We start from the raw sequence: 13,189 nt of genomic DNA, 5'->3' as shown, positions 1-13,189 counted from the left end.
GGCGGCTTATGTTAGAAGTTAAGAATTTAGATAAGAGTTATCAAAAAGATCATCCTGCTCTGACTAATATTTCTTTTACTGTTGAACCAGGTACATTTGTAGCTATTATTGGACCTTCTGGTGCAGGTAAAACAACTATTTTAAGGAGTTTGAATCAACTGATCAAAGATGACAGTGGTCAAATTTTAATTGATGGTGACGATATTCGTTCTGATAATAAAACTCAGTTACGTAAACATCGCCGTCAAATTGGAATGGTTTTTCAAAATTACAATTTGGTTGAACGCCTGACGGTAATTGAGAATGTTTTACATGGTCGTTTAGGTTATAAATCAACTTTGGCTGGTATTTTTGGTAGATATACCAAAGAAGAAAAGGCTGAAGCAATGTCCTTATTAAAAAAGGTTGGTTTGGAAGACTTTGCTTTGCAGAGATGCTCTGAATTGAGTGGTGGTCAAAAGCAACGTGTGGGGATTGCACGTTCTTTGATTCAACATCCTAAAGTTATTCTTTGCGATGAACCAATTGCTTCACTTGATCCAGCATCTGCCCAAACGGTTATGCAGTTATTGAAGGATTTAACGGAAGAATACAATTTGATTTGTGTGGCTAATTTGCACCAGATCAACATGGCAAAGAAATATGCAGATCAAATCATTGGGATTCGTAAGGGTCATTTGATTTTTAATGAAGCTGCAGATTTATTATCAGAGGATATTTTGAGGACACTTTATGATCAAGATATTACAAAGGAGCTTGAATAATGCAATCTTCTGCAAAATATTTAACACGCAAAGGTTGGCATCAAACCGCGATAATCGCAATTATTGGCGGTACCTATTTATTAGGTAGTTGGATCTTAAACTTTGATAGTTTAGGCGGATTAATAGCATTACCTAAAGCATTTGGATGGTTAGGGGTGAATTTTGCACCGACACCCAAGTCGATGAATTATTTACCCCAGATCTGGCAAAAATTGATGCAAACAGTTTTATTAGCTATTTCATCGACAATGGTAGCTGCTGTTATTTCCATCTTTGTAGCTCTAATCGGCTCTAAAGTCACTGGAATAAATGGTTTTGTCCAAACTATCGTTCGAGGGATTGCTTCATTTTTTAGAAACATTCCCTTAGTTGCTTGGTCAATGATTTTACTTTTCTCATTTAAGCAAAGTGACTTTACTGGATTCTTAGCTTTATTACTAATGTCGATAGGATTTTTGATTCGTGCTTTTATGGAGATTATTGAAGATGAAGCGAGTGAAACTATGCTTGCTTTGAAAGCAACTGGAGCAAATTACTTCCAAGTTATCTTTCAAGCAGTTTTACCGCAAATTCTTCCCAGCATGTTGAGCTGGATACTCTATATGATTGAAAACAATGTTCGTGATGCTACTTTGGTTGGTATTCTAACTGGTACTGGAATTGGTTTCTTATTTGATCTCTACTTCAAGAGTTTCAGATTCGATGCTTCAGGGATGACCGTTTTATCGATCATCATTGTAGTAATCGCCTTGGAATTGATTTCTAATCAAATTAGGAAGGTGATTTTATGATCAACACTGAAGAAAGAATTATAAAAAAACCACAATTACCAAATACGCCAGACATTAAATTACATGAAAATAGTTTGTCCAGAATGATGATTTTGTTAGTATTTGTTTCCTTGTTCTTGATTACAGGTTTCACTTTGACACATTTGGACACGGCCAATGTCAAGATAGCAACAGCTTTTAAAGAATTAGGTGTCACACTCCACCAAATGTTCTTGCAACCTAGTACTGGATCAGATGGTTTAGCTGAGTTATTGCAAGGTTTAGGTTCAAGTTTGTTGATTTCTGTAATGACAACGATTATCGGTGCTGTCTTTGGTTTCTTCTTTGCTGTAATGGCTTCAAAGAATTTAACTAATATTTACTTAGGGACTGGTATCAGAGTTTTTATGGCGATTGTCAGAGCGATTCCGACTATTATCTGGGCATTAATTTTCTCAATCGTATGTGGTTTAGGATCAACAGCGGCTATCTTGGGATTGAGTTTTCATAGTGTAGCTTATTTGACTAAAGCCTATTCAGAAAGTATTGAGGGGATTGATGAATCAACAATTGAGTCACTAAAAGTCACAGGAGCAAAGTTCTGGGTAATTGTCTTTCAGGCAATTTGGCCAACCATCATGGCTTCATTTGTATCTTGGACTTTTATTCGATTGGAAATTAACTTTGCTAACGCAATAGCAGTTGGTGCCGCTGCCGGAGCAGGTGGAATTGGTTATCAGTTGTTCGTTGCCAGTGGAATGAGTTTTGATTTTCATGAGGTTGGATTCATTGTTTATTTAATTATTGCAGTTACATTTTTGCTAGAGTTTATTGCGGTTAAGATTAGACATTTCTATCTAAGCCGTTAAGTTAGGGAGAGAAATTTATGATTGAAGCAGTTATTTTCGATTGGGCTGGTACTACAGTAGATTATGGTAGTTTAGCTCCAGTTATTGCCTTTAAAAAAGCTTTTAAAAATGCAGGAATTGAAATTAGTGATGAAGAAATCAGAAAAGATATGGGGATGGCCAAGTGGGATCACATTGGTAAAATCTTAGAACTTGCTGATGTTAAACAACAATGGCAAGCAAAGTATTCCTCATTACCAAGTGAAGATGATCGTAAGAAAATCTATTCCAATTTTCAACAATCACTAATCCATTATTTGAAAGAATCTACGGAACTCAAATCCGGCGTTTTAAAAACATTTAATTATTTAAAAGAATACGGTATAAATGTCGCAACAACAACGGGTTATACTGCTGAAATGATGAATGTTGTGGAGAATAAAGCTGCTGAGAATGGCTATACTCCTGATCTAGTTGTGACATCTGAAGATGTTAACAATCAAGGTCGTCCCTCTCCGGCAATGATTCAATTCATTATGGATAAGTTTCATATTGATGATCCTTCAAAAGTTATCAAAGTAGGCGATACTTTGGTTGATATAAAAGAAGGACAAAATGCTGGCGTTAAAACAGTTGGGATAGTTGAAGGCAGCAGTTTAATGGGATTGTCACAAATTGAATTTGATGAATTGGATACGGAACAGCAAGTTGAAAAACGCAATAAAGTAAAACGAGAATTTGAATCTGCAAATGCTGATTTTATTATTGATAATATTTATGATCTAGTTCAAATTATTGAATACTTAAATGAATCGATGGGGAAAAAATGGTAAGAAAATATTTGCTTTTAACACCTGGACCTTTAACTACAAGTGAAGAAGTCAAAAATGCAATGGATTTTGACTATTGTACTTGGGATGATGATTACAAGAAAATTACTCAATCTTTTAGACATTCATTGCTGGAGATTGCTAAAGTAACCGCTGATGAATATACGGCTGTTCCAATTCAAGGGAGTGGAACTTATGGTGTTGAATCTGTTATTGGTTCAACCATTTCTAAGAATGATAAGTTGTTGATTGCTATCAACGGTGCATACGGTCGTCGAATCAGTGAAATGGCTGATATTTATGGAATCAACCACGTCGATTGTGTGTTTGATGAAAGAGAACCAGTTACTTTGAATCGAGTTAATGAATGTTTAGCTAAACATCCAGATATTACTCATTTTGCAATGATTCACTGTGAAACAACGACAGGTATCTTGAATCCAATCGAAGAGATCATTCCTAAAATTAAGGAAAGAGGAATCAAAACAATTGTTGACGCAATGAGCAGTTTTGGTGGGATTCCGATTGATGTTAAAGCTGAAAAAATTGACTATTTGATTAGTAGTTCAAATAAATGTATTCAAGGTGTACCCGGATTTTCATTTGTAATTGCTAAGAAATCAGAACTTGAATCTACTAAAGGTTTAGCTAGAACCTTATCCTTAGATTTATATGATCAATATGCTGAAATGGAAAAGAATCACGGTAAATGGAGATTTACATCGCCAACTCATGTTGTCCATGCATTTTATGAAGCATTGCAAGAATTGAAAGCTGAAGGTGGTGTGGAAGCACGTCATCAACGTTACTCGGCAAATCAAAAACATTTAGCTGCAGGTATGGAAGAATTAGGATTTAAGGTCTTAATTGATGAGAAGTGGCAATCGCCAATTATTACATCATTTATTTATCCAAGCGATGATTTTGATTTCCACAAATTTTACCAACAACTAAAGGCGGATGGATTTGTAATCTATCCAGGGAAGATTTCTCAAGTTCCAACTTTTAGAATCGGTAATATCGGTGAAGTTTATGACAATGATATTTCCAAACTATTGGATGCTATCAAAACTATCGTAAAATAAGAAAAAAGGTGATCAATTTGATCACCTTTTTTTCTTGGTTGTAATGACATGTAAATAAATCAATTCGGCATATTCCCAACATACTCCAGCTAATAACATACTTCCGATAACATCCGTAGGGAAGTGTCCTCGTAAGTAGACTCTTGATATGGCAACTAGAATGAGCCAGACAATTAAGAGAATTTTCAAAAACTTTTTTAAGGATAGATTTTTCAAATGTGGTAACACGAGTATGATGATCGTTAAAATCAGCAGAGTTGTTCCAAAAGTGTGGCCGCTAGGAAAGCTGTAACCAGAAGCGGGGATTATTTTATCAGTAGGACGCTGACGTCTGACACTGTATTTCACCAAGGTGGCAATTACGTTACCAACAATTAATAGTGAAGACGTCCAAATCGCTTCTTTGAAAAACTTGTTTTTCAGAAATAAGATAATGATGATAATCAAGTAGATGATATTCATCTCAGGACTGCCAAGCTTGGTGATGACTTTAAAGATACTAGTCAAATCTGCTGTAGTAATGGCTGTGAAAATGTTTTGAATGGAGGTATCGAAGCATCGAACCAAAGAATTACCGCTGACAACTAAGATTTCTAATAAAACGAAGAAAATCAAGTAGGTAGTCGCCAGTTGAAGATGTTTTCTATTATTTGAAAAAGGCAAAATGTTCTCCTTTATAACGATATTAGTAAGACTTGATTATAATATTTTTTATTCAAAAAATACAGCAATGTTTTCTAAAGTATTCAAAATGATATACCTTAATATTGTTTTAATGATATAATCATTCTTACCAAAAAGGAGGCTTAAAATGCTAACATTAATGGCTACCACCTCAAGTAGTTCGGCACCAATTTTGATTGCTATTGGGGTAGCGATTCTGGTAATTATTTGGTTATTTATCAAAACAGGAATTGCTTTATTGCACCATCCCATCATCGGTATCATTTTGATACTGTTAGGTGTTTTGGGATTGTGGAATTACTTAATTATCGGAATAGGAGTAATCGTTGGTGGAATTGTCTTTTTAGTTATTTCTCAGTTCTTTAATAATTAATGAATGTAAGCAAGGTGAAAGCCTTGCTTTTTTATGTGGTTTAATAATTTGAAATTTCTGAAAAAACGTTTTTTACTAGCCGTGAAAGGGATGTTAAAATGCTAACGATTTTGATTGGTTTATTTATTGGTATTGGCCTGCCAATCCAAACTAGTATTAATACCAGATTAAAGAATACCGTTGGTTCACCGTTTGTAGCGTCATTGATTTCATTTTCGATTGGGACAATTTTTTTGGCGGTAATTACTTTAATTAAGAACGGGAATCTATTGATTCCATTGAAAATAATTATGAAAGAACCGTTGTGGATTTGGATTGGTGGATTGTTAGGAGTTATTTATTTGACTTCAAATATTCTGTTGTTTCCCAAATTAGGTAGTGTACAAACAGCTATCATGCCAATCATGGGACAAATAATTATGGGGTTGTTAATAGATAATTTTGGACTCTTTGATTCACCAGTCAAATCGCTAACCGCGATGAGAATTTTCGGAGCAGTTTTAGTAGTGATTGGAGTCATCGGAGCGGTTTCCAGTAACCAAATTATTGCTAAAAAAGGAATTCATCTGACTAAGCAAAATAGAAATCACGCTTTGACAATTTGGCGAATTGTTGGAGTTGTCGTTGGGATGTTTAGTGCTAGTCAAACTGCCATTAATGGTCACTTGGGAATTGTCCTAAAGTCAGCTATTAAGGCTGCCTTTGTTTCATTTTTCGTTGGTACAGTTGCATTGATTTTAATTGTTGCTTTATTGCATCCCGTTTTAACCTTCGATAAATCACGGAAAAATCCATTTTGGATGTGGTTTGGTGGAGTTATTGGGGCTTTATTTGTTTTGGGAAATGTTTATATGGTGCCACTGATTGGTACTGGTTTAGCGGTAGTAATTGTTCTAGTAGGTTTGGTCAGCGGTAGTTTGTTGATAGATCAATTCGGTTGGTTTAATTCACAAAAGAATCCAATATCTTTACCACAAATTATCTCGTTAATAGTGATGATTGCTGGCGTGATTACTATTCGACTTTTATAACTATAAAAATTTCACAAGAAAGATAATTTGATTTTTTCTTAAATGTATTCGATGATAACGTTTGCAAGCAGGAATAGTATTTTAGTTTGTCAATTGGTTTTTTAAGAAGGAAAGTGTAAATATGACAAAAATGATAGCAGGACAAGCATTGATCAAGGTACTTGAGGACTGGGGTGTAGATCACGTTTATGGTGTTCCCGGTGGTTCAATCAATCACACGGTTGAGGGACTCTATCTCGAAAAGGATAAGGTTAAATACATTCAAGTTCGCCACGAAGAAGTAGGTGCAATTGCTGCATCGGCGGATGCTAAATTCACAGGAAAAATTGGTGTAGCCTTTGGATCTGCTGGACCTGGTGCTACTCATTTGTTCAACGGTTTATATGATGCCAAGATGGATCATGTTCCCGTCTTAGCTTTGGTTGGACAAGTACCAACTGAAAATATGAACACGAACTACTTCCAAGAAATGGACGAAGGTCCTATGTTTAGTGATGTGGCTGTCTACAATCGTACAGTTACAACTGCTGAGCAAATTCCATATGTAATCAATCAGGCTATTCGAGAAGCTTATCGTCAAAAGGGAGTTGCTGTAGTAATTTTGCCTGAAGATTTGACAACTAAAGAAATTGATTATGTAGCTAACAAGACTCCTAAAGTTGTTAAAAATGATTTTGCGCAAACGATTAATCCTGAGGATGTAACTAATACTCTGAAGATGTTAAAAGAAGCTAAACATCCTTTAGTTTACGCAGGACGTGGATTGTTGGGAGCTAAAGATGTACTGACAAAGTTTTCAGAACAGTTCAATTTACCGGTCATGAATACTGTTCCCGCAACTGGGGTTATCAGTACTGACCATCCTAATGCAATTGGGACCTTTGGTAGGCTCGGTAGTAAGTCAGGCTTTGAAGCCTTGCAGCATACCGATTTGATTTTATTCTTAGGTTCAGAATTTCCATTTGCTAGATTCTGGCCTCAGGATGTCAAAATTATTGAAGTTAATAATAATGCTTATGATATTGGCAAAACTGTTGATGTTGATTATGCAATCATTGCGGATGCCAAGAGTTATTTGCAAGCACTAATTGATACCGGAGAAACTTTACCAGCCGGTACTTGGTTGAAAGCTAATCAAGAAAATAAGGCTAACTGGGAAAAGTGGCTCGATAAGTTGGCTGAAGATGACAGTCAAGGCTTGAATCCAGAAACTGTTACAAAGAAGATTGCTGAAATGGCCGGTCCTAATGATACTTATGGTGTCGATACCGGGAATGTTTCAGAGTTCGGTGTTCGTGGATTGCCAATGAATCACAACCAACGTTTTGCTTTGTCAGGATTATTTGCCACAATGGACTTTGGCCTACCAGCCGGAATTGCTGGTGCTTTGAGTGTTCCTAACGCCCAAGCCTGGACTTTGTCAGGTGATGGTGGCTTTTCAATGGTCGCTCCAGATATTATCACTGAAGCCAGATACCAATTGCCGGTCATCAATGTTGTCTTTTCAAATGAACGTTTAGGATTCATTTATTACGAACAAGTTCAAACTAAACAACACTTATACGGAGTTGATTTGACAGGTGCTGATTGGGCCAAAGTTGCTGAAGGTTTAGGTGGAATTGGATTTACCGTTGCGTCAATTAAAGATGTCAATGAAACATTCGATAAGATTAAAGAACTACAAGCAAGTGGTAACAAAAAACCAATCGTTGTTAATGCGGTGATCAAACAAGATGATCCAGTAGCAACTGCTTTTATGCCACTTGATCCGAAACTTTATGGACAAGAAGCAGTTGATGCCTATGCGAAGAAATACCACATTGATACTAAAGAACAACCATCATTAGGTGAATTGCTACGGGCACAAGGTGACAATGACTAGTAAATGATTAAAATAAATAAGCCAGAGTAATCGTTTTTGATTACCCTGGCTTATTATTTTAAGGTTTGAGAATTTGACCTTGTCCTGTCTCACTTTTTATCCGAAGTTTCCAGAAACGTAGTCGTCAGTAGCCTTCATTTTAGGATTAGTAAAGACTTTTACAGTCTTATTGTATTCGACGATATGTCCCAAATGAAAGAAGGCTGTATAGTCACTAATCCGTGAGGCCTGTTGTAAATTGTGTGTCACGATAATAATAGTGTACTGTTCACTCAATTTTTTCAAAGTCTCTTCGATTTTTGAAGTTGAAATTGGGTCCAACGCGCTAGCGGGTTCATCGAGCAACAAAATGTCTGGGCGCATGGCGATTGAACGGGCGATGCAGAGTCTTTGTTGTTGCCCACCAGATAAAGCTAAGGCTGATTTATCGAGATTGTCCTTAACTTCATCCCAAAGAGCAGCTTCTTTCAGACTAGTTTCAAGTCGTTGATTGAGCTCTTCCTTATCTTTCACACCATTATTTTTTAGAGCGAAAGTGATGTTGTCCCGAATCGATTTAGCGAAAGGATTAGGACGCTGAAATACCATGCCAATGTGTTTTCTGACTTCATAAACATTAGTCTTAGGAGCATTGATATCGACGTTTCGATAAAGAATTTTTCCGTCAACCTTGGCAATCTTGTCGTTCATCCGATTCAAACATCTGAGAAAAGTTGATTTACCTGAACCCGATGCCCCAATTAAAGACGTGATTTTGAAACGGGGAAAAACTAAATTAGCGTCGAAGATTGCGTGGTTATCACCATAGAAGACTTGAATATCCTTGGTTGATAGTGCACTTTCTTCAGTGATATCGGTAATATAAGAATCGTCTAAATTATATTCTTTCAAGATTAATTCCTCATTTCGTCGCGGTAATTTTTTTATAAAGTTTGTTTCCTAGAAAACGCGCTCCTAAGTTGAAGATTAAAATTACAATGATCAACACGGCAGATGAGGCGCTGGAAATTAGGTGAGCATCGGGTGTAACACTTTCAGTATTAACTTTCCAAATGTGAACGGCTAAAGTTTCCGCTGGACGCATAGGATTTAAGAAACTGGTACTGGAGAAAATATTCCAGTTACCGTAATCGACGGTGGGTGCACTTTGACCAGCAGTGTAAATCAAAGCAGCAGCTTCACCGAAAATTCTACCAGCACTCAAGATCAACCCCGTTAAGATTCCGGGTAGTGCTGCCGGTAAAACAATCTTAGTAGTAGTTTTCCAGTTGGATAAACCTAAGGACATCCCGGCTTCTCTTTGTAGATTAGGTACACCACGAAGAGATTCCTCAATGTTTCTAGTTAAGAGTGGCAAGTTGAAAAATGTTAAAGCAATTGCTCCAGAAAGGATAGAGAAGCCTAGATTCAATTTGATTACGAATAGTAGGTAACCAAACAATCCAACTACGACTGAAGGTAATGAACTCAACACTTCGACACTTGTTCTAATCAAATCAGTGAACCAATTATCAGAAGCGTATTCGGACAAGTAGATTCCAGCTCCTAAACCGATTGGTAAAGAAACAATAATTGTTAGAACCAATAAGTAAAGCGAATTGAAGAGCTGGTCACGAATACCACCACCAGAACTAAAGGACTGGGCAGCAGAGGTCAAGAAATGCCATGAAATATCAGGCACACCGTTGAAGAGAATATAGCCAAGAATTGCGAGTAAAAGAATTACAACTAAAGCTACGATTGTGTAAATAACAACATTGGCAATTTTATCAACTTTTTTTGCATTCATAATTAGAAGCGACCTCTCTTTCCAATAAATTTAACTAGCATATTTAAGATCAATGACATCAATAACAAAATCAAAGCTAGAGACCATAAGGCATTGTTGGGTAAAGTTCCCATGACAGTGTTACCAATATCGGTCGTCAATTTACTAGTCAAAGTTGAAGCTGGTGAAATTAGATTTTTAGGCATCAAAGCGGCATTACCAATCACCATCTGAACGGCCAAGGCTTCACCAAAAGCACGAGCCATCCCAAAAATTATCGCGGTCAGAATACCAGGAATGGCGGCACGCAAGACAACTTTGTAAATTGTTTGCCAGCGAGTTGCGCCCAGCGCTAGTGAAGCTTGACGATAAAACATCGGTACAGCCTTTAGACTGTCGACTGACAGAGACGTGATTGTTGGCAAAATCATGACGAACAAAACTAAAGTTCCTGATAAAATACCAAAACCAGTTCCACCGAAGATTTCTCGAATGAAAGGTACTACGACCGATAAACCGATGAAACCATAAACAACTGAAGGAATTCCGACAAGTAATTCAATCACCGGTTGTAAAACTTTAGTTCCTTTTTTACTTGAAAATTCTGCCATAAAAATTGCTACACCTAGAGCAAACGGAGTAGCCAAAAGGGCAGCCAAAAGTGTCACGCTAAAGGAGGTAACAATCATTGGCAAGGCACCAACATCGGGATGTCCCTGACTATCAACGGCACCAGGATTCCAATTGGTCTTAGTTAGAAAATCGAAAACTCTAACTTTGTCTTGAGTAAAAGTAGCTAAACCTTTAGAGGCAATGAAATAAAGAATACATGTAACTAATAGAATTATTAAACCGATGCATAAATAACAAATTCCCTTGCCGAAGTAGTCTTGAAAGGTGGCTTTGGATTTCGTTTGTAATTTCTTTTGAATCTTATCCATAAGGGAATCACTCCTGTATATGCAAAAAGAACCTCGACCGAGATTTACAAGGTTGAAGTTCTTTTTGATCATTTATTTAGAACTAACTGTTCCTTTTGAATCTTTTTGAACTTTCATATTGTGAATACTGATATATCCCATATCTTTAACTAATGATTTTTGAACATCGTCTGAGTTCATGTAGTCTAAGAACTTAGCAGCAGCACCTTTAGCGGCACCGTTTGTGTACATATGTTCATAAGACCAGATCTTCCATTTGTTATTTTCAACGTTGGCATCCGTAGGTTTTACACCATCGATTGAAACGGCTTGAAGTTTGTCATTAATGTATGAGAATGCTAGGTAACTGATAGCACCTGGTGTACTTGAAACAATCTTTTGAACAGTACCATTTGAGTCTTGTTCTTGTGATTTAACAGCTTCGTCGCCCTTTAAAACAGCAGCTTCGAAAGTTGCACGAGTACCACTACCTTTAGCACGGTTAACAACGGTAATCTTTTCATCTTTACCACCAACTTCTTTCCAGTTAGTGATCTTACCAGTGAAGATTTTCTTTAGTTGATCCATTGTAAGGTTCTTTACGTTAACGTCTTTGTTTGCAACTGGAGCCATACCAACAACGGCAACTTTGTGGTCAGTAAGTTTCTTAGAATCGATTCCTTGTTTTTCTTCAGCGAAGATATCTGAGTTACCGATTGTAACTGACTTATCTTGCACTTGGCTTAATCCAGTACCAGAGCCCCCACCTTGAACGGTGATATTGATCTTGCTATTTTTCTTTTGGAAGTTTGCTGCAGCTTTTTCAACTAGTGGTTGTAAAGCAGTTGAACCAACGATAGTAATCTTTCCAGAAGCTTCATTACTACTGCTGCCCTTAGAAGCAGCTGAAGATTCTTTGCTGCCAGAGTTGCCACAGCCAGTTAGAATTAGCATCAAGGCTGCTAGGCCAAGAACTAATGAAATAATTGTTTTCTTTTTCATTTCTAATAACCCCTATTCAAAGTCGTATTGATAAATCTCTTTATCTAACACTTCTAAATATAAAAGCCTCGTGTATATATAATGTTTATTTAATGTAAAAATTGTGTAAAGTTGTTAAAAAAATATACATTTGCTTTGTAAACTACTTTTTGCAGGGGTTTGAAAGAGGGATTAAATATTACGATAATTGTATTTGCCTATATTTAAATACAATGGCTGAAATGTTCTTTGTAAATGACCTACCTTATTTACATTGTTATAATCGAATTGTGAAGTGGCTGTGGTTAGTTTTGTTAAGAAAATTTACCTTTTCTAAACTTTTTAATATTGTAATGTTTTGACCCTTGCAGTATTAAATGACCGGAAGGAAGTAGAGTTGAATGCAACCGCTAGTATTGCTGAGTAATAAATTGTCACTTGTAATTGAGATTAACGGTTATTTCAATAATCAAGGATGGTTTATTCGAAATGTAACCGATCCAAAAGAAGTCGAGAAATTGGTTGAAAAAGAAGATGTCGCTGGTTTACTTTGGGATTCAACAATCACTGATATGAATCAGTCCTTAAAGATATTAAAGTCACTTCGTAGTAAAGTTTCCGGGCCAATCATTGTGTTGGCTCCAACCAAAGATAAGAAGAGACGTTCTCTTTTTTACAATATTAATATTGATAGTTTCATTACAAAACCGTTTGAGTATCCTGAATTAGTGGCGAAAGTTAAGCAACTTTTTTGGGTTTATGATCGTTTTTCTATTACCAGTGACTCTAAGAAGGAAGCTACTTATCAGACTGAAAGAGTTAAGTACAATGATATTGTGATTGACTTCAAACATTATCGCGTGACGCATAATGGATTTGATTTAGGGTTAACACCAAAGGAGTTTTCACTATTTTGGTACTTAGTTCAGCACCGGGGGAAAGTTTTGAGTCGTGACCAAATCCTTGAGGGGGTTTGGGGATATGATTCAGCAGGTTCTACGCGAACGGTCGATATTCACATTAGTCATTTGCGCGATAAATTAGCCGAAAAATCCGATTCACAAAATTGTATTAAAACAGTCAGAGGATTTGGTTATGTTCTAGATAACCAGTATCCATTAGTGTCAGAAAGTTAAAAGAGTTTGGGACAAAAGTCCTAGATGACAAAAATAAGGTCCAGAAATCCTAATGATTTCTGGACCTTATTTCTATATACTAGTAAAGAAACGTCTTCAGTCGTTTCACCGCCAAGT

At 36.5% G+C, this 13,189-nt stretch carries 14 protein-coding genes; 9 read left to right on the top strand and 5 right to left on the bottom strand.

Annotation, left to right across the window (positions count from 1 at the left end; all coding sequences use genetic code 11):
• Nucleotides 1-8 precede the first annotated feature (8 nt).
• From phnC to phnW, 5 genes are read left to right on the top strand one after another with little or no spacing between them, the layout of a single operon-like run.
• On the top strand, nt 9-764 hold the full coding sequence (gene phnC, locus EGT49_RS10070; protein WP_135373958.1) for a phosphonate ABC transporter ATP-binding protein: 756 nt from the start codon (nt 9-11) through the stop codon (nt 762-764).
• Nucleotides 764-1,555 (top strand): phosphate/phosphonate ABC transporter permease, encoded by a 792-nt coding sequence (locus tag EGT49_RS10065; RefSeq protein ID WP_135373956.1) that lies wholly within the window; start codon nt 764-766, stop codon nt 1,553-1,555. The genes phnC and EGT49_RS10065 overlap by 1 nt, the downstream gene beginning before the upstream one ends.
• A complete protein-coding gene (locus tag EGT49_RS10060) occupies nt 1,552-2,403 on the top strand; it encodes a PhnE/PtxC family ABC transporter permease (RefSeq protein WP_135373955.1) in 852 nt (283 codons plus the stop codon). Before EGT49_RS10065 ends, EGT49_RS10060 begins: the two co-directional genes overlap by 4 nt.
• A gap of 17 nt (nt 2,404-2,420) precedes the next feature.
• A complete protein-coding gene (gene phnX, locus EGT49_RS10055) occupies nt 2,421-3,215 on the top strand; it encodes a phosphonoacetaldehyde hydrolase (RefSeq protein ID WP_135373953.1) in 795 nt (264 codons plus the stop codon).
• Entirely contained in the window at nt 3,209-4,297 is a 1,089-nt protein-coding gene (phnW, locus tag EGT49_RS10050; RefSeq protein WP_135373952.1) for a 2-aminoethylphosphonate--pyruvate transaminase, read from the top strand. The genes phnX and phnW overlap by 7 nt, the downstream gene beginning before the upstream one ends.
• Nucleotides 4,298-4,318: 21 nt before the next feature.
• Here the strand turns inward: phnW and EGT49_RS10045 are convergent, their stop codons facing one another.
• Nucleotides 4,319-4,960, bottom strand: a complete 642-nt coding sequence (locus EGT49_RS10045; protein WP_135373950.1) for a phosphatase PAP2 family protein — start codon at nt 4,958-4,960, stop codon at nt 4,319-4,321.
• A 148-nt stretch (nt 4,961-5,108) separates the two neighbouring features.
• Between EGT49_RS10045 and EGT49_RS10040 the strand changes: the two genes are divergently transcribed.
• The 3 genes from EGT49_RS10040 to spxB all read left to right on the top strand — a co-directional run bounded on the left by EGT49_RS10040 (nt 5,109) and on the right by spxB (nt 8,267).
• On the top strand, nt 5,109-5,354 hold the full coding sequence (locus EGT49_RS10040; protein WP_135373949.1) for a hypothetical protein: 246 nt from the start codon (nt 5,109-5,111) through the stop codon (nt 5,352-5,354).
• Nucleotides 5,355-5,452: 98 nt separating this feature from the next.
• A complete protein-coding gene (locus EGT49_RS10035; RefSeq protein WP_135373948.1) occupies nt 5,453-6,385 on the top strand; it encodes a DMT family transporter in 933 nt (310 codons plus the stop codon).
• 121 nt (nt 6,386-6,506) lie between these two features.
• Nucleotides 6,507-8,267, top strand: coding sequence for a pyruvate oxidase (spxB, locus tag EGT49_RS10030; RefSeq protein WP_135373946.1), 1,761 nt, complete (start codon nt 6,507-6,509; stop codon nt 8,265-8,267).
• Between the two features lie 96 nt (nt 8,268-8,363).
• Here spxB and pstB read toward each other — a convergent pair whose 3' ends face one another.
• The 4 genes from pstB to EGT49_RS10010 form a co-directional block, all read right to left on the bottom strand.
• On the bottom strand, nt 8,364-9,158 hold the full coding sequence (gene pstB, locus EGT49_RS10025) for a phosphate ABC transporter ATP-binding protein PstB (protein ID WP_135373945.1): 795 nt from the start codon (nt 9,156-9,158) through the stop codon (nt 8,364-8,366).
• Between the two features lie 10 nt (nt 9,159-9,168).
• Complete coding sequence (gene pstA, locus EGT49_RS10020; RefSeq protein WP_135373943.1) at nt 9,169-10,056, bottom strand: phosphate ABC transporter permease PstA; 888 nt, start codon at nt 10,054-10,056, stop codon at nt 9,169-9,171.
• A 2-nt stretch (nt 10,057-10,058) separates the two neighbouring features.
• Nucleotides 10,059-10,976 (bottom strand): phosphate ABC transporter permease subunit PstC, encoded by a 918-nt coding sequence (pstC, locus tag EGT49_RS10015; RefSeq protein ID WP_135373942.1) that lies wholly within the window; start codon nt 10,974-10,976, stop codon nt 10,059-10,061.
• A gap of 72 nt (nt 10,977-11,048) precedes the next feature.
• Nucleotides 11,049-11,957, bottom strand: a complete 909-nt coding sequence (locus EGT49_RS10010) for a phosphate ABC transporter substrate-binding protein PstS family protein (RefSeq protein ID WP_135373940.1) — start codon at nt 11,955-11,957, stop codon at nt 11,049-11,051.
• 380 nt (nt 11,958-12,337) lie between these two features.
• Here EGT49_RS10010 and EGT49_RS10005 point away from each other — a divergent pair, with 380 nt between their 5' ends.
• Nucleotides 12,338-13,072, top strand: a complete 735-nt coding sequence (locus tag EGT49_RS10005) for a winged helix-turn-helix transcriptional regulator (RefSeq protein WP_135373939.1) — start codon at nt 12,338-12,340, stop codon at nt 13,070-13,072.
• The last annotated feature ends 117 nt before the right edge of the window (nt 13,073-13,189 follow it).

The sequence above is a fragment of the Companilactobacillus suantsaicola genome (assembly GCF_004745525.1).
GTDB classification, from domain to species: Bacteria; Bacillota; Bacilli; order Lactobacillales; family Lactobacillaceae; genus Companilactobacillus; species Companilactobacillus suantsaicola.
Note: the sequence above shows the minus strand (reverse complement) of the source record. Positions and strands in the feature narration are given on the sequence as shown.

What these genes read in the sequence shown, in the direction of transcription:
- phnW (WP_135373952.1), top strand. Translation starts at nt 3,209, where the DNA reads ATGGTAAGAAAATATTTGCTTTTAACACCTGGACCTTTAACTACAAGT.
- EGT49_RS10040 (WP_135373949.1), top strand. Translation starts at nt 5,109, where the DNA reads ATGCTAACATTAATGGCTACCACCTCAAGTAGTTCGGCACCAATTTTG.
- EGT49_RS10005 (WP_135373939.1), top strand. Translation starts at nt 12,338, where the DNA reads ATGCAACCGCTAGTATTGCTGAGTAATAAATTGTCACTTGTAATTGAG.
- pstA (WP_135373943.1), bottom strand. Translation starts at nt 10,056, where the DNA reads ATGAATGCAAAAAAAGTTGATAAAATTGCCAATGTTGTTATTTACACA.
- EGT49_RS10035 (WP_135373948.1), top strand. Translation starts at nt 5,453, where the DNA reads ATGCTAACGATTTTGATTGGTTTATTTATTGGTATTGGCCTGCCAATC.
- spxB (WP_135373946.1), top strand. Translation starts at nt 6,507, where the DNA reads ATGACAAAAATGATAGCAGGACAAGCATTGATCAAGGTACTTGAGGAC.
- EGT49_RS10065 (WP_135373956.1), top strand. Translation starts at nt 764, where the DNA reads ATGCAATCTTCTGCAAAATATTTAACACGCAAAGGTTGGCATCAAACC.
- phnX (WP_135373953.1), top strand. Translation starts at nt 2,421, where the DNA reads ATGATTGAAGCAGTTATTTTCGATTGGGCTGGTACTACAGTAGATTAT.
- EGT49_RS10060 (WP_135373955.1), top strand. Translation starts at nt 1,552, where the DNA reads ATGATCAACACTGAAGAAAGAATTATAAAAAAACCACAATTACCAAAT.
- EGT49_RS10010 (WP_135373940.1), bottom strand. Translation starts at nt 11,957, where the DNA reads ATGAAAAAGAAAACAATTATTTCATTAGTTCTTGGCCTAGCAGCCTTG.
- pstC (WP_135373942.1), bottom strand. Translation starts at nt 10,976, where the DNA reads ATGGATAAGATTCAAAAGAAATTACAAACGAAATCCAAAGCCACCTTT.
- phnC (WP_135373958.1), top strand. Translation starts at nt 9, where the DNA reads ATGTTAGAAGTTAAGAATTTAGATAAGAGTTATCAAAAAGATCATCCT.